This window comes from Roseomonas sp. OT10 (assembly GCF_020991085.1).
GTDB classification, from domain to species: Bacteria; Pseudomonadota; Alphaproteobacteria; order Acetobacterales; family Acetobacteraceae; genus Roseomonas; species Roseomonas cutis.
The window spans coordinates 2,267,274-2,285,436 of sequence record NZ_CP087719.1; the positions used below are offsets into that span (position 1 = coordinate 2,267,274).

General features: G+C 73.5%; 15 protein-coding genes. 4 read left to right on the plus strand and 11 right to left on the minus strand.

Features of this window, described 5'->3' with window-relative positions; all coding sequences use genetic code 11:
* The first annotated feature begins 138 nt into the window (after nt 1-138).
* Nucleotides 139-3,030 carry a tetratricopeptide repeat protein gene (locus LPC08_RS10450; protein WP_230452621.1) on the plus strand — a complete coding sequence of 964 codons (2,892 nt, stop codon included), beginning with the start codon at nt 139-141 and terminating at the stop codon, nt 3,028-3,030.
* Between the two features lie 14 nt (nt 3,031-3,044).
* On the opposite strand, the gene LPC08_RS10455 is transcribed toward LPC08_RS10450, so the two are convergent.
* Nucleotides 3,045-4,295, minus strand: coding sequence for a deoxyguanosinetriphosphate triphosphohydrolase (locus tag LPC08_RS10455; RefSeq protein ID WP_230452622.1), 1,251 nt, complete (start codon nt 4,293-4,295; stop codon nt 3,045-3,047).
* Nucleotides 4,296-4,468: 173 nt separating this feature from the next.
* A complete protein-coding gene (locus LPC08_RS10460) occupies nt 4,469-4,897 on the minus strand; it encodes a nuclear transport factor 2 family protein (protein ID WP_230452623.1) in 429 nt (142 codons plus the stop codon).
* Between the two features lie 155 nt (nt 4,898-5,052).
* Between LPC08_RS10460 and LPC08_RS10465 the strand changes: the two genes are divergently transcribed.
* From LPC08_RS10465 to LPC08_RS10475, 3 genes are all read left to right on the plus strand, one after another.
* Nucleotides 5,053-5,415 (plus strand): HesB/IscA family protein, encoded by a 363-nt coding sequence (locus LPC08_RS10465; protein ID WP_230452624.1) that lies wholly within the window; start codon nt 5,053-5,055, stop codon nt 5,413-5,415.
* Between the two features lie 11 nt (nt 5,416-5,426).
* Complete coding sequence (locus tag LPC08_RS10470) at nt 5,427-6,197, plus strand: exodeoxyribonuclease III (protein WP_230452625.1); 771 nt, start codon at nt 5,427-5,429, stop codon at nt 6,195-6,197.
* A 119-nt stretch (nt 6,198-6,316) separates the two neighbouring features.
* Nucleotides 6,317-7,267: a L,D-transpeptidase family protein gene (locus tag LPC08_RS10475; protein ID WP_230452626.1), complete on the plus strand. Its 951-nt coding sequence runs from the start codon at nt 6,317-6,319 to the stop codon at nt 7,265-7,267.
* 166 nt (nt 7,268-7,433) lie between these two features.
* On the opposite strand, the gene LPC08_RS10480 is transcribed toward LPC08_RS10475, so the two are convergent.
* The 9 genes from LPC08_RS10480 to LPC08_RS10520 all read right to left on the minus strand — a co-directional run bounded on the left by LPC08_RS10480 (nt 7,434) and on the right by LPC08_RS10520 (nt 18,100).
* Entirely contained in the window at nt 7,434-7,625 is a 192-nt protein-coding gene (locus LPC08_RS10480; protein ID WP_230452627.1) for a hypothetical protein, read from the minus strand.
* 298 nt (nt 7,626-7,923) lie between these two features.
* Nucleotides 7,924-8,361, minus strand: a complete 438-nt coding sequence (locus tag LPC08_RS10485; RefSeq protein ID WP_230452628.1) for a hypothetical protein — start codon at nt 8,359-8,361, stop codon at nt 7,924-7,926.
* Nucleotides 8,361-10,091, minus strand: a complete 1,731-nt coding sequence (gene ilvD / locus LPC08_RS10490) for a dihydroxy-acid dehydratase (protein WP_230452629.1) — start codon at nt 10,089-10,091, stop codon at nt 8,361-8,363. Before ilvD ends, LPC08_RS10485 begins: the two co-directional genes overlap by 1 nt.
* A 136-nt stretch (nt 10,092-10,227) precedes the next feature.
* Nucleotides 10,228-10,773, minus strand: coding sequence for a hypothetical protein (locus LPC08_RS10495; protein WP_230452630.1), 546 nt, complete (start codon nt 10,771-10,773; stop codon nt 10,228-10,230).
* Nucleotides 10,770-12,365: an FAD-dependent monooxygenase gene (locus tag LPC08_RS10500; RefSeq protein ID WP_230452631.1), complete on the minus strand. Its 1,596-nt coding sequence runs from the start codon at nt 12,363-12,365 to the stop codon at nt 10,770-10,772. The genes LPC08_RS10495 and LPC08_RS10500 overlap by 4 nt, the downstream gene beginning before the upstream one ends.
* An 85-nt stretch (nt 12,366-12,450) precedes the next feature.
* A complete protein-coding gene (locus tag LPC08_RS10505) occupies nt 12,451-15,192 on the minus strand; it encodes a valine--tRNA ligase (protein WP_230452632.1) in 2,742 nt (913 codons plus the stop codon).
* A gap of 119 nt (nt 15,193-15,311) precedes the next feature.
* Nucleotides 15,312-15,818: a DUF2497 domain-containing protein gene (locus LPC08_RS10510; RefSeq protein WP_304622078.1), complete on the minus strand. Its 507-nt coding sequence runs from the start codon at nt 15,816-15,818 to the stop codon at nt 15,312-15,314.
* 65 nt (nt 15,819-15,883) lie between these two features.
* A complete protein-coding gene (locus tag LPC08_RS10515) occupies nt 15,884-17,305 on the minus strand; it encodes a TolC family outer membrane protein (protein WP_230452633.1) in 1,422 nt (473 codons plus the stop codon).
* Between the two features lie 141 nt (nt 17,306-17,446).
* Complete coding sequence (locus LPC08_RS10520; RefSeq protein WP_230452634.1) at nt 17,447-18,100, minus strand: protein-L-isoaspartate O-methyltransferase family protein; 654 nt, start codon at nt 18,098-18,100, stop codon at nt 17,447-17,449.
* Nucleotides 18,101-18,163: the final 63 nt, after the last annotated feature.

The following is an 18,163-nucleotide window of genomic DNA, read 5'->3' on the forward strand; positions in this document are numbered from 1 at the left end:
TCGGGGCTGGAGCAGGCCGGCCCGCAGGCCCGCGGCGCACAGGCTCCAGTTCCTTGTTCGAAGGGCGAAATCGCGGCTGGGGGCGATGCCGGCAGCCGGCGATCTGCTCTAGTCTCCGGGCCTGGAACAAGATCGGGAATGCCGCTCATGCCGCCGGGCGCCGCCTCGTCCGCAGGAGAACGCCGTCCTGGGCCCGAGCCCGGCCGCGTCGCGCTGCTGGCCGCCCGCCAGGCGCGGCGCGAGGGACGGACCGACGAGGCGCTGGAGCAGGGCCAGCGGGCCCGGGCGCTGGGACCGGAGGATGTGCGACTCGCGGCCAGCTTCGAGACCTTCGCCCTGCTGCGCGACCTGGACCGGTTCGAGGAGGCGGCAGCGCTGGGGGCCGCGCTCAAGGCGGAACAGCCGGCCAGCCCACGCGTCGAGACCGCCCTGGCCAGCCTCGCCCGCAGGCAAGGCGACCAGCAGGCGACCCTGGCCCATCTGCGCGAGGCCGTCAGGCTGGAGGCGAAGGGCGACCTCGAGCCGCGCTTCCAGCTCTTCGCCCAGCTTCGCGACATGGACGAGGCGCAGGAGGCTGCTGTCCTCGGCGCCGCGCTCAAGGCCCTGGCACCCGCCAGCGCCCGGGTGGAAGCCGCCATGGCCACGCTGGCCCGCCGGACCGGCGACCTGGAGCAGGCCCTCACCCATCTGCGCGAAGCCGTGCGGCTGGAGCCGGCGGATCCCGAGTACCGCTTCCAGACCCTCGCCCTGCTGCGCGACCTGGACCGGTTCGAGGAGGCAGCGGCGCTGGGGGCCTCGCTCAAGGCGGAGCAGCCGGCCAGCCCGCGCGTCGAGACCGCCCTGGCCAGCCTCGCCCGCAGGCAAGGCGACCAGCAGGCGACCCTGGCCCATCTGCGCGAGGCCGTCAGGCTGGAGGCGAAGGGCGACCTCGAGCCGCGCTTCCAGCTCTTCGCCCAGCTTCGCGACATGGACGAGACGCAGGAGGCTACTGTCCTCGGCGCCGCGCTCAAGGCCCTGGCACCCGCCAGCGCCCGGGTGGAAGCCGCCATGGCCACGCTGGCCCGCCGGACCGGCGACCTGGAGCAGGCCCTCACCCATCTGCGCGAAGCCGTGCGGCTGGAGCCGGCGGATCCCGAGTACCGCTTCCAGACCCTCGCCCTGCTGCGCGACCTGGACCGGTTCGAGGACGCGGCAGCGCTGGGGGCCGCGCTCAAGGCGGAGCAGCCGGCCAGCCCGCGCGTCGAGACCGCCCTGGCCAGCCTCGCCCGCAGGCAGGGCGACCAGCAGGCGACCCTGGCCCATCTGCGCGAGGCCGTCAGGCTGGAGGCGAAAGACAAATCGCGTTTCGTGCTGGAATTGGCCCGCGAACACCGCGCCATCGGCGACTTGCCCGAGGCGGAAGCACTCACCCTCCAGATCCTTGCAGCGGATCCGATGCACGTGGCGGCGCTGACGTTGCTGGGGCAACTGGCCCTGGTGAAGCAGGAGCCGGAGGAGGCGTTGGACCTGTTCCACGCCGTCGCGCTGCTGGAGCCGGAGCGGCCTGGCCATTGGGTCCGGGTCGCCCAGGTCATGACGGATCTGGACCGCTTCGAGGCGGCCGTGGAACTGCTGCAGGAGAGAGGCCGGCGGCATCCATCACCCGAGTTGACGGCGCAGCTCATCGCTCAGTTGCGCGCAGCCGGGCTGACGGAGCGCGCCCTCGCCCTGGGCCGACAGGCAGCGGCCACGGAGCCGAAGCATTTCGGCATTTGGCAGCAATGGGCGCTGGTGGAGGGGCAGCTGGACGACTGGGAGGCGCTTGACCGGTGCATCGCGGCCGCCCCTGCCACGACGCCGGCCGAACGCGCGCATGTCGCCAAGACGCGCGGGGATGCGGCGGCCGCGCGCTGGGATCTCGCGGAATCCATCGCGCAGTATGAGGAGGCGCTGGCCATCCACCCCAATGCCCATGCGGCGGTGACGATGCTGGCGCGACAGCATTTGCTGGCACTCGACATCCCCGCCACCATCACGGCGCTGCACCGGAGCGTCGCGCTGGGCAGGGGCCACCGCCGCCTGATGGGCCTGCCGGCCCGTCCGTCGCAGACGATGCTGGGGCAGATCCTGGATGAGTTCCTGCTCGACAGGCCGCTCCTGGACCAGATGGTCGCCCTGCGCGGGCAGCCGCCCGCCTCGCGTGCGGCGGGGCTGGCGGCATTGCAGGCGGAGGCGCCGGATTCGACCGCGGTGGCCATTAGCCTGATGGTGGCGCTACGGGAGGCCGGCCTGATGGGGGACGGGCCCGCCGCACCTTCCGACACCCCGTTCCCCCACAAAGGGCGGGAGATCCCGTCGAGCCTCGGCCAGTACTGGGATAGCCGTGATCCGCCGCCGCCCCTGCTGACCTTGCGCCAGAGCTGGTTCGCCAGGCACCCCGCCTTCTCCTTCCGCCTGTTCGACGATCGCGGCGCAAGAGAATTCCTGGCACGCCATCATCCGCCAGCGGTGTTGCAGGCCTACCGTCGCGCCGGGCATGCGGCGCAGAAGGCCGATCTCTTCCGCCTCGCCTACCTGGTGGTGGAGGGCGGCTGGTGGGCGGACATGGACGATCGCGCCCTGGCCCCGCTGCCATGGGCCTATCCGGAGGGCACGCAGCTCGCCCTGTACCAGGAGGATGTCGGCACCGTCGGCAACAACATCATCGGCACCCCGCCCAGCCATCCGGTGATCGCGCGGGCCCTGGCGCAGGGGGTCGAGGCGCTCAACCGCGGCGACCGCGACATCCTGTGGCTCATGACCGGGCCGGGCCTCATCACCCGCGCGCTGGCGCAGGAGGTCGCGGCCTGCGGCGGCGCGCTGCCGGCCGGCACGGTCGTCCTGAGCCGCAACGCGCTGTTCCGCTCGGTCGCGATCCACTGCCGCGTCGGATACAAGAAGACCGGCCGCTACTGGGGCAGGGCCAGCTTCGCCCAGCCGGCGCCGCGTGCCCCCCAGGCCCAAGCGTCGGAAGCCTCACCGGAAACCCCGCCGGCACTCGTCACCGCCTGAGTGACGGCCCGCCGCTATCCCGGGATGTTCGGGTCGGTCAGGCGGCGGTGCTCCTCCAACGCGAAGCGGTCGGTCATGCCCGCGATCCAGTCGCAGACCACCGCCGCCGCCTGCCGGCTACCCGCCTCGCCCGCCCGGTCGCGCCATTCCGCCGGCAGCATGTCCGGCCCCCCGTGCAGCAGGCTGAAGATCACCTGCAAGGCGCGCTTGCTCTTCTGCGCCGTGCGGTTGACGCGCCAGTGGCGGTACATGCGCTCGCGCAGGAAGGTGCGCGTCTCCTCGTTCAGCGCGGCCATGCGCGGGCTGAACACCACCACCGGGGCGGGGGCGGCGCGGATCGCCGCCACGTCGGCCGGGCGCAGGATGGCGAGGCGCCGCCGGGCCTCGGCCACCACGTCGATCACCATGTGGTTGATCACCCGCCGGATGGTCTCGGAGGCCAGCCGTTCGCGCGGGGCATCCGGGGCGGCGGCCCGCACCTCCTCCAGCGCCTCGGCCACCAGGGGAAGCTGCGCCGCCTCCTCCAGCGTGAAGATGCCGGCGCGCAGCCCGTCGTCGAGGTCGTGGTTGTTGTAGGCGATGTCGTCCGCGATCGCCGCCGCCTGCGCCTCGGCCGAGGCGTGGGTGGACAGATCGAGCGGGTGGCGGGCGTCGTATTCGGCGATGTAGGGCGGCGGGCGGCGCAGCGGGCCATTGTGCTTGGCCAGCCCCTCCAGAGTCTCCCAGGACAGGTTCAGCCCGTCGAAGCCGGCATACCGGTGCTCCAGCAGGGTCACCGCCTTCAGGCTCTGGGCATTGTGGTCGAAGCCGCCGAAGGGGCGCATGGCGCCGTTCAGCGCCTCCTCCCCCGCATGGCCGAAGGGCGGGTGGCCGAGGTCGTGGGCCAGCGCCAGCGCCTCCGCCAGATCCTCGTCCAGCCGGAGCTGGCGGGCCAGGGAGCGGGCGATCTGCGCCACCTCGATGCTGTGGGTCAGGCGCGTCCGGTAGGCGTCGCCCTCGTGGTAGACGAAGACCTGGGTCTTGTATTGGAGGCGCCGGAAGGCGGCGCTGTGGATGATGCGGTCGCGGTCGCGCTGGTAGGGGGAGCGGGCGTCGGTGGGCTCCGGCACCAGCCGCCCGCGCGAGGCGTCGGGGCGGACGGCCCAGGGAGCGAGGCCGGCGGTGAGCGGGGCGCCGGGGTCCCAGGGGTCGGGGCGGCCGGCCGCCAGGGCGGGTGCCGGGGGCGGGCCACCTCCGGCCGCGGAGGCGGACTCTCGGTCTGTCATGGCCGCGGCAGGCTCTGCATCGTTCCGGCCCGGCCGTAGCACCGCCCCGGCGGGGGCGTCCATCCGGCGCGGGGAACACGGAAGCGGCATGGTCCTGGCCCCCCGCCCATGCCGGTCCCCAGGATCAGGACACCGGCCTCCGCGGGGAGCAGGCCGTCAACCCGGCGCGGACGTCAGGATGGACGGACCGGCGGCGGGCTGGTCCAGCTCGCCTGCGCCACCTTGTCGGGCCAGGTCGAGCCGACGGCCAACAGGGAGATCCAGGTCTCCGCCAGCTTGCCGTCTTCGATCCGATAGGACTGCATGCCCGCCTGGGTCCTGGCTTCCCCGGTCGCCGGATCGTTCCACCGGAACTCAAATCGGTACCAGGCGCGGTTGCCCGTGAAGGCATGGTCGTACACGGCCACGCGGATGCCGGGACGATCCGCCCGCACCGTCTCAAGCTCGGCCTTGTAGGAGTCCGGCGTCACCGTCCGGTCGCCCAGATGGTCATGGCGGATATAGGTCGGCGCCACGCAACTCGGGATCAGGCCGAATTCGCCATCGTGCCAGACCCGTTCCCAGCGGTCGAAAAGCGCGCGGGATGCATCCTCGAGAGTCATGCATGCCCTATACCCGATCGCGCCCGATCGGGGCCACCCCCGGAGCGGCGCCGTTGCGGGCCGCTGGCCACCCCCGCGCCCACCGCCCCTTCTGATCCCCCGCCCGCCGCCCTATCTTCGGCTCCACTGGATCGCGGCAACGGAACCCTCACGACATGCCGGACGGCAGCACCGCCCCCACCCCCGAGACCCTGCCCTTCCGCGCCACCCCGCGCGCCCAGGCCCAGGTCGCCGAGATCGCCCAGCGCGAGGGCCGCCCCGGCGCCGGGCTGCGCGTGGCGGTCGACGCCGGCGGCTGCTCCGGCTTCCAGTACCGTTTCGAGCTGGCGGACGCGCCGGAGGCGGACGACTTCGTTCAGGACGGCGCGGCCCGGGTCTTCGTGGACCCCGTCTCGCTGGAGCTGCTCCAGGGCGCGGAGCTGGACTGGGCGGACGAGCTGATCGGCGCCCACTTCACGGTCCGCAACCCCCAGGCGGTGTCCGGCTGCGGCTGCGGCGTGTCCTTCTCGGTCGCCTGAACCGCCTTCCTGTGAAGCTCTGCACCTTCAACGTGAACTCGGTGCGCAAGCGCGCGCCGAACCTCCGCCGCCTGCTGGAACGCGAACAGCCGGACCTCGTCTTCCTCCAGGAGCTGAAGTGCCGGACGGAGGAGTTTCCGGCCGAGGCGCTGGAGGGGCTGGGCTACCGCATCCACGCCGTGGGCCAGGGCGCCGGCCGCAACGGCGTCGCCGTGCTGGGGCGCATCCCCTTCGAGGTCGTCCACGAGGCGCTGCCTGGCGAGGACGCCGACGACCACGCCCGCTACGTGGAGGTCGAGGCAGCGGGGGCGAGGTTCGGCGGCCTGTACCTGCCCAACGGCAATTCCGGCGGCGCGGAGGGCTTCGCCTACAAGCTGCGCTGGCTGGACCGCCTGCGCCTCCTCGCCGCGGACCGGCTGGACGCCTTCCTGCCGCTGGCGCTGCTGGGCGACTTCAACGTCTGCCCGACCGAGGCCGACCTGGCGCCGGGCGCCCTGCCCCCCACCGATGCGCTGGTGCGGCCGGAAAGCCGGGCGGGATTCCGGGCCCTGCTGAACCTCGGCCTGACCGACGCGCTGCGGGCGCTGCACCCGCAGGACGCGCCCTATACCTACTGGGACTACGGTCCGGCCTTCGACGCCAACCGGGGCCTGCGCATCGACCACGCGCTGCTCTCGGCCGAGCTGGCGGAGCGGCTGGTCTCGGCGCGGGTCGACGTGGCGGCAAGGGCGGCGGAAAGCCCTTCCGACCACGCGCCGGTCTTCTTCGACCTGGCGGATTGAGGCGCCCAGCGTGGCGGCCACGCCACCGACACGGCAAATTCAGCGAGGGTCACACGGCTGGGCCATGGATTCCCGGGGGCGCCAGCCACCATAATGTGGCCGAAACATGTGGCCGATCCATGCCTTCGACCCGCCGTAGCCTGACCCGAACCCTCCTGACGGGCGCCGCCCTGGCCCCTCTGGGCTTCCTCCGCCCGGGCGCCGCCGTCGCGCAGATGGCGCCGGGGGCGATCCTCCCCGATGTCCGGGCTCTCCTGGAAGCCGCCCGTAGTGTCGGCCGGCCACTGCCCCCCCAGGCGCGGCTGTCGCTGGAGCGGACGCTGCAGCGGATGGACGACCTGGAGATCGACGTCACCGCGGGTCGCCAGATCGTCGTGAACATCCCCGGGGCGGAGGTCATCGCCTACGAGGACGGGCGGGAGGTGATGCGGTCCCGCGTCATCGTCGGCGGGCCTCGGACCCGGACGCCGCAACTGGCCACCTTCGTCACCACGGTCCGCTTCAACCCCCCCTGGTACGTGCCGGCGAGCATCGAGCCGGAGATCCGGGCCAAGGGGCTGAGCGGCTTCCAGGTGGTCAACGGCCGCCTGATCCAGCCGCCGGGGCCGCGCAACCCGCTGGGCCCGTTGCGGGTCGGGCTGGAGGAATCGGACGCCATCTACCTGCACGGGACCGCCAATCCGGAGCTGTTCACGCGCGGCGAGCGGAACCTCTCGCATGGATGCATCCGCGTGGAGCGGATCGTCGACCTTTCCGCCTGGCTGCTGGATACCACGCCAGCGGCCATCCGGGCCGGCATCGGGCTGGGGCGGACCGTCGACCTGGCCGGGCAGAAGGATGTCCGCGTCGCCCTGGGCTATCTGACCGCCTGGCCGAACGCGGCAGGCCGGGTGGTCTTCCACCCCGATCCCTACGGCTTCGACCAGCCCGGCGGCCGCCGGGTGCCGTTCCGGCGCGTGCAGCGCCCGCTGCCGCCCGAGTTCGAGCCACCGCCGCCGGAGATGGAGGGCGACACCATCGCCACCCTCGACGCGCCGTTGGATCTGTCCAGGGGCAGGGACCCGCTATAGGGCGCCCCCGGCCCGCATCCGTTCACGGGAAGGGCCCCTCACGGGAAGGGCCCCGGCACGCCGCTCCGGGGGCAGGCTCACGCGTCCGGACGGTGCTGGCCTTCGGCGATCCGCCCCGACCCGGCAGTGGCCCACCGGCCGGGATCCGGCACGGATCGGCAGCGCGTCACTGCCAGTGCCCGGGAACCCAGAGCCATCCGCTGTAGCCCCAGGCCCAGCGACCGGGGACGAAATGCTCGCCGACCGGCGGGCGTTCGATCCAACGGCCTGGGATCCAGACATATTCGCGGCCATCCCAGTGCCAGTGGCCATGCTGCCAGACCACCGCGCCGGGCGGGGCAGCGGGGATCGGCTCCATGCGCGGTGCCGGGATCGGCGGAAAGGGAAAGGCTCCTGGCACGGGACCGGGCGGGCGCGGGCCCGGGGGTGGTCCGGGCGGTGGAAAAGGCTGCGCGCAGGCTGCGGTGGAGGCGACGCCCAGGGCTGCCAGCCCGGCAAGGAATTGGCGTCGCATGGCGATCTCCTGTGACCATGTGCCGCCCGCCTGGAGCAGCTTCGGCCGGGCAGGTTGCCTGCGCCGGCCTTGCCGCTTGCGGTCGTGGGCGTGACATCGCCGCCAGGGCGCGCAACCCGCCGTCACATGCGCCGCCAGGCGATCAGCGGCGCTCGCCAGGCGTCGCGCCGAACTCGATGGTGCAGGGCCGGTCGTGCTGGCGGCCCCTGCCATAGCGCCAGGATTGCTGGCCGCTCAGCACGCCTTTGCCCCCCGGGTCCAGCGTGCCGGCGTAGCGGGCGGTGTAGCTCCATCCCTCGCCGCTCGCGCCGCCGCGCAGGGCGATGGCACCGTTCGGCGCCCAGGCGCCGGTGCCTTGCTCCATCGCATCCGGCGGGCCGCCCCGCCGCATCTGCACCGGCCGCTCGTAGCGGACCACCGGTTCCTCGGCGAAGAGGCGGAAGGCGATGGCGCTGGACCCGCCGGAAATGCCCGGCACCGCCTCGCAGCGCATCTGCCCGGCGATCTCCCGCTCGTCGGCCGCAGCCGGGCCGGCGGGAAGCAGGAGGAGGAGCAGCAGCCGCCGCACCGCCCGCCGCATCAGAGATCCGGGTAGGAATGCGTCTCGGCCGCCCCGCCCGGATGGGTGACGGCGCCGAGATGGGCGGGGCCGACGAGCTGGGCGTATTTCCACAGCGCGCCGCTGTTGTAGTCCGTGCCGCGCGGCGTCCAGGCGGCACGGCGCGCCGCCAGCTCCGCCTCCGGCAGCAGCACGTCGATGGTGCCGGCATCCGCGTCGATCACGATGCGGTCGCCGTTCCGCAGCAAGGCGATGGGCCCGCCCACCGCCGCCTCCGGCCCGACATGGCCGATGCAGAAGCCGCGCGTCGCGCCGGAGAAGCGGCCGTCGGTGATCAGCGCCACCTCCGCCCCCATGCCCTGGCCGTAGATGGCGGCGGTGGTGGAGAGCATCTCCCGCATCCCCGGCCCGCCCTTCGGCCCCTCGTAGCGGATGACGATCACGTCGCCCGCCTTGTAGGCGCGCGCATCCACGGCGGCGAAGGCGTCCTCCTCGCAGTCGAAGCACAGCGCCGTGCCCTCGAAGCGGCGGTTCTTCATCCCCGCGACCTTCACGATGGCGCCGTCCGGGGCGAGGTTGCCCTTCAGCCCGACCACGCCGCCGGTGGGCGTGATCGCGCGCGAGACGGGGTAGATCACGTCCTGGTCGGCCGGGAAGACCACGCCGGCATGGTTCTCCGCCAGCGTCCTCCCCGTCACCGTCAGGCAGTCCCCGTGCAGCAGCCCGGCATCGAGCAGCGCCTTGATGATGACGGGGATGCCGCCGACCTTGTGCACGTCCAGCGCCACGTACTTCCCGCCCGGCTTGAGGTCGGCGATGTAGGGCGTCCGCCGCATGATCGCGACCACGTCGTCCATGGTGAAGCGGATGCCCGCCTCGTGCGCGATGGCCGGCAGATGCAGCCCGGCATTGGTCGAGCCGCCGGTGGCGCCCACCACCACCGCCGCGTTCTCCAGCGCCTGGAGCGTGACGATGTCGCGCGGGCGGATGTTCTGCCGCAGCAGCGCCATCACCGCTCGGCCGGACTCCACCGCCCAGCGGTCGCGGTCCTCATACGGCGCGGGCGCCCCGGCCGAGCCGGGCAGCGCCAGCCCGATCGCCTCGCTGACCGTCGCCATGGTGTTCGCCGTGAACTGCCCGCCGCAGGCCCCGGCGCTGGGGCAGGCGACGCATTCCAGCTCGTGCAGCTCCTCGTCCGACATCTTCCCGGCGGCATGCATGCCCACCGCCTCGAACACGTCCACCACCGTCACGTCGCGGCCCTTGTAGGTGCCGGGCAGGATCGAGCCGCCATACATGAAGACGCTGGGCACGTTCAGCCGCAGCATCGCCATCATCATCCCCGGCAGCGACTTGTCGCAGCCGGCGAGCCCGACCAGCGCGTCGTAGCAATGCCCGCGCACCGTCAGCTCCACCGTGTCCGCGATGGCGTCGCGCGAGGCCAGGGAGGACTTCATCCCCTGGTGCCCCATGGCGATGCCGTCGGTCACGGTGATGGTGGTGAACTCGCGCGGCGTCCCCTGCCCCGCCGCGACGCCCTGCTTGACGCTCTGCGCCTGGCGGTGGAGCGCGATGTTGCAGGGCGCGGCCTCGTTCCAGCAGGTCGCGACGCCGACCAGCGGCTGGGCGATCTGCTCCTCGGTCATGCCCATGGCGTGGTAGTAGGAGCGGTGCGGCGCCCGCTCCGGCCCCACCGAGACGTGGCGGCTGGGCAGGCGGGACTTGTCCCACGGAGTCTCCGGGCTGCTCATGCGGGCACTCCCTTTCGGCGGCAGGCGTTCCTGGACACGCCGTTGTGCCACCGCGGCGGAGCCCTGTCGCGGGGGCGCGCAGGCCGCTCGCCCGGCCGTGACGGACGGCCTCCGCCCGGCCTGCGCGCCCTCCGCATCACGGCTGCGCGGGACGCTCCTCGCTGCGGCGCTTCGTGTAGCTGAAGGCGCCGTAGAGGGCCGCGACCGTCAGCAGCACCCCCACCGCGTGCGGCACCTGCGGCAGGAAGGCCATGACCGCATCGGCCAGCACCAGCACCGCGAAGGCCCCGGCCCAGACCCAGGTGATCTGCCGGTTGGCGGCCAGGAACTCCGGCTGCGCCCAGATCTCCGGCGGCGTCGATTCCCTGGCGTATTGCAGCGTGAAGGGCTGCCCGATCGCGAGCGAGGCCAGCGCGATCAGCAGCAGCCCGGTATCCACCACCAGCCGCGCCTGCGGGATGGTCCAGGCCTGCCCGGTCGCGGCGGTCCAGAGGGCCAGCGCGGTGAAGAGCAGCGCCGTCCCCGCCTCCAGGATCTTGACCGAGCGGCCAAGGACGAGGCGCTCGCGCAGGATCAGGACCAGCGCCGCCGCCGCACCACCCCAGAGCGCGAGCGACGGCTGCCCCAGATGCAGCAGCACGGCGAAGAGGATGAAGGGCGCGAAGCTGACGAGCAGGTTCATGCGATGGCTCCCCGCGGGAAGAGGCGCCCCAGATGCGCGACCAGCCCTGGGTCCCGCCAGGACGGCCCGCTCCAGCCCAGATGGCCGTCCGGCCGCACCAGGACATCGCGCCGCGCGGAGCCGTAGGCGGCGGCGAAGCGCCCTTCGCGGTCCTCCAGCAGGGTGACGCCGGGCTGGTCCCCGGCCGGCGCGGCGCCGAGGGCGACGACGCGCAGCCGGCGGTCCAGGCGCCGGCCGGCCTCCAGCGCGAAGTCGGAGAGCGCCGCCAGCTCGTCACCCGCCGTCACCCGGGCGAGCAGGATGTGCTCCGTCCCGCGCAGCACCTCGTGCAGCCGCAGCGGCACGCCGATGCCGCGCTGGCGCAGCCCGGTGGCATCCGGCGCGCGGTCCCCCGCCACGGGCCCGTCGGCGCCGCCGCCGTCGTCGCGCACCCAGTCGCCACCCCGGTAGGTGATGCCGAGCTGCGTGTCGGCGGAGCGGTCGATCCGGCCGCCCGGCTCGCGGCCGAAGCGCATGCTCGCGGCCAGGGTGCGGGCTACGACCTCCTCCCCCACCGGCCGGCGCTCGGCGCCGTAGCTGTCGAGCAGCGCGTCGGGCGAGGCGCCCCGCAGCACCAGGGCCAGCTTCCAGGCCAGGTTGTAGGCATCCTGGATGCCCGTGTTCATCCCCTGCCCGCCCGTCGGCGGATGGATATGCGCGGCATCCCCGGCCAGGAAGACCCGGCCCTCACCGTAGCGTTCGGCCAGCCGCATGCTGATCCGGAACAGCGAGGACCAGCGCAGGTCGGACAGCACGGGCCTCTCCGGCAGTAGCCGGTCCGCCACCGCCTGGAGATCGGCGAGGTCCGGGCCAGGCAGCTCCGCCTGGATGCCATGGCCGCTGCCGCCGCGGGCCGAGAGGGATTCGGGCGCGGCCATCGAGACCCGGTAGCGCCCGCGCTCCGGCAGCGGCACGGCGACGAAGAGGTCGGGCGGGCCATCCTCGCGCGGATGCACCGCCCGCAGCGTCATGCCGTAGGGCAGGTCCCAGGCGATGTGGACGTCGCCCAGCATGAAGGTCATCGGCATGGCCTCGCCCGCGAAGGCGATGCCCAGCGCATGGCGGACGGCGCTGTGCGCGCCGTCGCAGCCGATGACGTGGCGATAGGCGGTCTGCTCGCTGGCGCCGTCCTCGCGCACCAGCCGCACGGTCACGGCCTCCGCGTCCTGGTGCAGCCCCGCCAGGGCGGTGCCGCGCTCCACGGCCAGCCCGGCCCGGTCGAGGTGACGCGCCAGCACGCGCTCCGTCTCGTATTGCGGCAGGCCGAGCCCGCCATAGGGCAAGGTGGCGTCGTCCAGCAGGGCATCGACCGGCGGGCGGCCGGGGAGGATGGAGCGCATGCCGGTGATCCAGAGCCCCGCCCCGATCATCTCCCGGGCGATGCCCATGTCGTCCCAGACCTCCAGGGTCCGGGGCGTGACGCCGATGGCGCGGCAATAGGCCGAGGGCTTCGGGGCCTTGTCGATGATCCGGCAGCGCACGCCGTGGCGCGCCAGCTCGCAGGCGAGCGTCAGGCCGACCGGCCCCGCCCCCACCACCAGAACCTCCGCCATGGGCGCCCCGTCCAGACCTTTGCAAGGTCGGAACGACGCTATGGCCGAAGGCGCGGCCTGTCCATGCCGGACAGGCCCGGCGGCGTCAGGCGGCGACCCGCGCCAGCGCCGCGGTCAGCCGCGCGATCTCCGCCTCCGCCACGGCCAGGCGCTCGCGGTTCTCCTCCACCACCTCCGGCTTGGCCCGGGCGATGAAGTCCGCGTTGTCGAGCTTGGCGGCGATCTTGCTGCGCTCGCCCTCCGCCTTGGCCCGCTCCTTGGTCAGCCGCGCGCGCTCCGCGTCGAAGTCGATGACGCCCGCCAGCGGCAGCATCAGCGTCGCCTCGCCCACCACCGCCTGGGCCGCGCCCTTCGGCGGCTCGGCGCCGACGGCCTCGATGCCCGTCACGCGGGCCATGCGGCGGATGGTGTCGATCCAGCGCTGCCCGCGCGCCAGGGTGGCGTCGGACGCCCCCTGGAGCAGCAGCGGCGTGACGGTGGCCACCGGCACGTTCATCTCCGCCCGCACGCCGCGCACGGTGGAGATGACGGCGACCAGCCAATCCATCTCCTCCCGCGCCGCGGCCGCGTCGGTCACGGCGGCGGGCGTCGGCCAGGACGCGCCGATCAGGCTGCCCTCGGGGCCATAGCCGAAGCGGTCCCACAGCTCCTCGGTGACGAAGGGCGCCGCCGGGTGCAGCAGGCGCAGCAGCACGCCGAGGACGTGCTGCGCCGCCCCCTTCGCCTCCCGCGCCTCCACCGTGTCCCCCGAGGCCATGGCGGGCTTGGCGAATTCCAGGAACCAGTCGCAGAACCCGTCCCAGGCGAAGCGCCGGACCGAGGCCGCGTACTCGTCGAAGCGGAAGGCCTCCAGCGCCGCCGTCGCCTCCCCGATCGCGGTATTGGCCGCGTCGATGATCCAGCGCGCCAGCGGCGTGGTGCAGGCGGCCGTATCGAAGGACGGATCGGGCGCGATGCCGTTCATCTCGCAGAAGCGGGCGGCGTTCCACAGCTTGGTGATGAAGGAGCGCCCCGTCTCCACCCGCGCGGGCCCGAGCTTCACGTCGCGTCCCGGCCCCGCCAGCCCCGCGATGGCGAAGCGCAGCGCGTCGGCGCCGTAGCTGTCGATCAGCGCCAGGGGGTCCATCACGTTCCCCTTGGACTTCGACATCTTCTGGCCCTTCTCGTCGCGGACGAGGCCATGGATGTAGACGGTGCGGAAGGGGACGATCTCCTCCAGCGCGGGCGCAGGCCGGCCGTCGCGCTCCGCATCGGTGCGGCGCATGTGCATACACATCATCATCATCCGGGCGACCCAGAAGAAGATGATGTCGAAGCCCGTCACCAGCACGTCGGTCGGGTAGTAGCGCGCCAGCTCCTTCGTGCGCTCCGGCCAGCCCAGCGTGCTGATCGGCCAGAGCCCGCTGCTGAACCAGGTGTCCAGCACGTCCTCGTCCTGGCTCAGCTCGACCGCGCGGCCGAACTTCGCCGCCGCCTGCGCCTGGGCCGCCGCCGCGTCGCGCGCGACGAAGACGCTGCCCTCCGGCCCGTACCAGGCGGGGATGCGGTGCCCCCACCAGAGCTGGCGCGAAACGCACCAGGGCTCGATGTTGCGCATCCAGGCGTAGAAGGTGTTCTCCCACTGCTTCGGGACGAACTGGGTGGCGCCCGTCTCGACGGCCGCGATGGCGGGCTTCGCCAGCGTCGCCGCGTCGCAGTACCATTGCGGCGTCAGGCGCGGCTCGATCGGCACGCCGGAGCGGTCGCCATGCGGCACGGCATGGGTGTGCGGCTCGGTCGCGGCCAACAGCTCCAGCCGCTCCAGCTCCGCCACGATGGCCTTGCGCGCCTCCGTCCGATCCTTGCCCGCGAGGGCACGCACGAAGGCGGGATCGGCGAGCCCCGGCACGGCGGCGAGGTCGGCGTCGATCTCGTCGAGCATCACCCGCGCCTCGGCATCCAGCACGCTGGGCGAGGCCAGCCCGTGCCGCCGCCCAACCGCGAAGTCGTTGAAGTCGTGCGCGGGGGTGATCTTCACCGCGCCCGTGCCCTTCTCCGGGTCGGAATACTCGTCCGCCACCACGGGGATGCGCCGGCCGACCAGCGGCAGGATCAGATGCTTCCCGATCAGGTCGCGGAAGCGCTCGTCCTCCGGGTGCACGGCGACCGCCGTGTCGCCCAGCATCGTCTCCGGCCGGGTGGTGGCGACGGTCAGGTACCGGCCCGGCTCGCCCTCCACCGGGTAGCGCAGATGCCAGAGGTGGCCCTTCACCTCTCGGCTCTCCACCTCCAGGTCGGAGATAGCGGACTGGAAGACGGGGTCCCAGTTCACCAGCCGCCGGTCGCGGTAGATCAGCCCCTGCTCGAACATCGTCACGAAGGTCTCGCGCACTGCGGCGGAGAGCCCCTCGTCCATGGTGAAGCGCTCGCGCTGCCAGTCCAGGCTGGCGCCCAGGCGGCGGAGCTGGCGCGTGATGGTGCCGCCCGACTGCGCCTTCCACTCCCAGACATGCTCCAGGAAGGCCTCGCGCCCGATCTCCCGGCGCTTGATCCCCTGGGTGCCCAACAGGCGCTCCACCACCATCTGGGTGGCGATGCCGGCATGGTCCGTCCCCGGCTGCCACAGCGCGTCGCGCCCCTGCATCCGCCGCCAGCGGATCAGGATGTCCTGCACCGTGAAGGTCAGGGCGTGGCCGATATGCAGGCTGCCCGTGACGTTGGGCGGCGGGATCATGATGGTGAAGGGGTCGGCCGCGCTGTCGGGATGCGCGGAGAAGGCGCCGGCGGCCTCCCAGCCGTCATAGAGTCGCGCCTCGAAGGCGGCGGGCGTCAGGACCTTGTCGAGCATGGCCGCATCCCTGGGGCGGGAGGCGGCGGGGCGTCAAGACGTTCCGCGAAGCCGCCGGCGCGGGGCTGGGCTGCCACGGCGCCGGATCGGCTCACGGCAGCCGGCGCCGGCCTCCCGGCTCAGGAGAGGGCGCGGCCCACCACGCGCTCGATCTCGGCGCGCACCAGCCGCTCCACCAGCGGCGGCAGGTTGCGGTCCAGCCAGTCGCGCAGGAGGGGGCGCAGCTCCTCGCGCACCACGTCCTCGATGCTGGGGCCGCCGCGATGGACGGGGCTGTTGCGCTCCGCCGCCACGGTGCGGGCCAGGTGCCCCAGCGCGGCGGCCGTGGCGGCCGCGGCGGCGGAGCCCAGCAGCCCGTCGCCGGGTACCGGGGCGGCAGCCGGCGGGAGCGGCGGGGCCTCGGCCTCGCGCTCGGGCGGCGGGGCGGCCGGGGCAACGGTCTCGGCGGGGATCATCATCGCCTCGGTCAGTTCGAAGGGCTGCGGCATGGCGGGAGAGGCGGGTGGCGGCGCGGCGCCGGGATCGGGCGCGGTGCCGGCCTGGGCGTCGGCGGGCCGCGGCGCCGCGCCGGGGGTCATCTCATCCTCGTTCAGGATGCGGCGGATGGAGGCCAGGATGTCCTCCATCGACGGGTCCTGGCCCGAAGGAGCGGCAGGGGGCTGGCCCGGCGGAGCGGGGTTGGCCGCCATGGTCAGCGCACCGGCTCGGAGGAGATGGACTGGGCCTGGGCCGAGTAGTCGCCCGCCCCCGCCCAGCGGTTCCGCACCTCGCGGTAATAGGCCGTCATGTCGTAGCGCGGGACCGGCAGGTTCAGGTCCTGCGCCGTCAGCCGTCCGATCGAGGTGGCGATGGAATAGCTGCCGGTCACCACCGCCGCCAGCGCGCGGATCAGCGTGACGCGCGCGTTGAGCAGCTCCTGCTCGGCGTTCAGCACGTCCAGCGTCGTGCGGCTGCCGACCACAGCCTCGCGCTGCACGCCATCCAGCGCCACCTCGGCGGCACGGATCTGGGCCCGGTTCGCCTCCACCACCGCGCGGGCGGAGATCAGCGTCTCCCAGGCCTGGGACGACTGCTGCACCGCGGTCCGGCGGGCGTCGTCCACGAGCTGCCGCAGCCGGGAGGCGTCCTGCCGGGCCTGGCGGACGGCCGCATACTCGGCGCCGCCCTGATAGAGCGGCACCGACAGGGTCGCGGTCAGCGCTCCGCCGGTGACGCGGGTGCCATCGGCGCTGGAGTTGTCGTTGCGGAAGGCCTGGGCCTGGACCCCGGCCTGCGGCAGCAGCGCCGCAAGCTGCACGTCGATGAAGTCGCGCGCCGCCGCCTCGTCGAACAGCGCGGCGACGACGTTCGGGTTGTTCACCGCCGCCACCTGTGCCGCCTCCTGCGCCGAGCGGACGGGCAGGCGCAGCGGCTGCGGCGCGGTGAGGCGCGAGGGGGCGATGCCGGTGACGCGCTGGAAGGTGGTGCGGGCGATCTGCAGCTGCCCCTCCGCGTCCTCGCGCGCCGAGCGAGCGGCCGCGAGGCGCGATTCCGCCTGGGCCACGTCCGTGCGGGTGATCTCGCCGACGCGGAAGCGCTCGTTGGTTGCGTCGAGCTGGCGCTGCAGCACCTGGACGTTGTTGACGTTGAGCCGCACCTCCTCCTGGAAGCGGATCACGTTCACATAGGCCTCGACGCCCTGCTGAAGCACCGTCTGCTCGGCGGAGAGCACCCGCGCGCGCTGCGCGAGCACCTGGTTCTCCGCCCGCTTCGTGGACGCCACGGTGCGGCCGCCGCGATAGAGGGGCTGGTTGACCGTGGCCGCCAGGGAGAGCGTGTTCCGGGAGAAATCATTGTAGCCGATGATCTGGCCGCCCTGGCCGTCGCCCACCCGCGCCCGCGCGGTGCCCTCCGTATAGCCGCCGGAGCCGCTGAGCGAGACGGTGGGGCGCCAGCCCGCCAGGGCCTGCGGCACATTCTCGTCCACCACGCGGAGCTGCGCCCGGGCCGCCTGGAGGGAGGGGTTGTTGGCATAGGTCTGGGCCAGTGCCTCCTGCAGGGTCTGCGACCGTGCCGCGCCCGCCGGAAGCGTCAGAAGGGCCAGGAGGACCAGGGGGGAGCGTCGGGACGTCATCGGCACCGGTATCCTTGGAGCGGTCCGGGCGCGGCATCCGTCGAAGCAGCCGCGCCAGAGGAGATTCGCAGCGACCCTAGCGCGCCCGCCGGGGGCGGCGCCAGGACGCATCCCGGCCCGCCCGTCCGGGCCGCACCCCGGTCAGGCGAAGACGAAGCCCTGCCTGGGTGCGAAGCCGGGCAGCGTCGCGGTGTGGCAGTCGAAGGCCTCGACCGTGGAGAAGCTGCCGCCGGCATGGCGGCCGATCACCGCCGTGCCGGCCCGGCCCGGCGGGACCGTCACCGCCACCAGGCGCCCGCCCTCGGCGAGTTGCCCGGCCAGCGCCTCCGGGATCTGCTCCACCGCACCCTCGACGAGGATCAGGTCATAGGGGGCGCCGGCGGGCCAGCCGGCGGGCAGCGGCCCCTGCACCAGCTGCACCGCCGGGGCGGATGCCGCGAGGCTGTCGCGGGCGGCGGCCAGCAGGGCCGCGGATTCCTCCAGCGCCACGACATGGGTGCCCAGCTCGGCCAGCAGCGCGGCGGCGTAGCCCGTGCCCGCCCCGACCACCAGCACCCGGTCGCCCGGGCGCGGCGTGCCCAGCTGCAGGAGCCGGGCCTGCATCATCGGCTGGATCATCACGCGCCCGTCGCCGAGCGGCAGATCGGCATCGGCATAGGCCCGGGCGGCCTGCGCCCGCGGCACGAAGCGCTCGCGCGGCAGGCGCAGCATGGCGTCGATCAGCCGCGGGTCCGTGACCTTGTTCGGGCGGAGCTGGCCGTCCACCATGTATCGGCGTGCCTGGGCGGTATCCATCCCGCGTCCTGACCCCTCTGGAATGCGCGCCCGGCTTATAGGGCGGATCGCCGCGCGCGGAAA

What these genes read in the sequence shown, in the direction of transcription:
- LPC08_RS10450 (WP_230452621.1), top strand. Translation starts at nt 139, where the DNA reads ATGCCGCTCATGCCGCCGGGCGCCGCCTCGTCCGCAGGAGAACGCCGT.
- LPC08_RS10455 (WP_230452622.1), bottom strand. Translation starts at nt 4,295, where the DNA reads ATGACAGACCGAGAGTCCGCCTCCGCGGCCGGAGGTGGCCCGCCCCCG.
- LPC08_RS10460 (WP_230452623.1), bottom strand. Translation starts at nt 4,897, where the DNA reads ATGACTCTCGAGGATGCATCCCGCGCGCTTTTCGACCGCTGGGAACGG.
- LPC08_RS10465 (WP_230452624.1), top strand. Translation starts at nt 5,053, where the DNA reads ATGCCGGACGGCAGCACCGCCCCCACCCCCGAGACCCTGCCCTTCCGC.
- LPC08_RS10475 (WP_230452626.1), top strand. Translation starts at nt 6,317, where the DNA reads ATGCCTTCGACCCGCCGTAGCCTGACCCGAACCCTCCTGACGGGCGCC.
- LPC08_RS10480 (WP_230452627.1), bottom strand. Translation starts at nt 7,625, where the DNA reads ATGGAGCCGATCCCCGCTGCCCCGCCCGGCGCGGTGGTCTGGCAGCAT.
- LPC08_RS10485 (WP_230452628.1), bottom strand. Translation starts at nt 8,361, where the DNA reads ATGCGGCGGGCGGTGCGGCGGCTGCTGCTCCTCCTCCTGCTTCCCGCC.
- ilvD (WP_230452629.1), bottom strand. Translation starts at nt 10,091, where the DNA reads ATGAGCAGCCCGGAGACTCCGTGGGACAAGTCCCGCCTGCCCAGCCGC.
- LPC08_RS10495 (WP_230452630.1), bottom strand. Translation starts at nt 10,773, where the DNA reads ATGAACCTGCTCGTCAGCTTCGCGCCCTTCATCCTCTTCGCCGTGCTG.
- LPC08_RS10500 (WP_230452631.1), bottom strand. Translation starts at nt 12,365, where the DNA reads ATGGCGGAGGTTCTGGTGGTGGGGGCGGGGCCGGTCGGCCTGACGCTC.
- LPC08_RS10505 (WP_230452632.1), bottom strand. Translation starts at nt 15,192, where the DNA reads ATGCTCGACAAGGTCCTGACGCCCGCCGCCTTCGAGGCGCGACTCTAT.
- LPC08_RS10510 (WP_304622078.1), bottom strand. Translation starts at nt 15,818, where the DNA reads ATGGAGGACATCCTGGCCTCCATCCGCCGCATCCTGAACGAGGATGAG.
- LPC08_RS10515 (WP_230452633.1), bottom strand. Translation starts at nt 17,305, where the DNA reads ATGACGTCCCGACGCTCCCCCCTGGTCCTCCTGGCCCTTCTGACGCTT.
- LPC08_RS10520 (WP_230452634.1), bottom strand. Translation starts at nt 18,100, where the DNA reads ATGGATACCGCCCAGGCACGCCGATACATGGTGGACGGCCAGCTCCGC.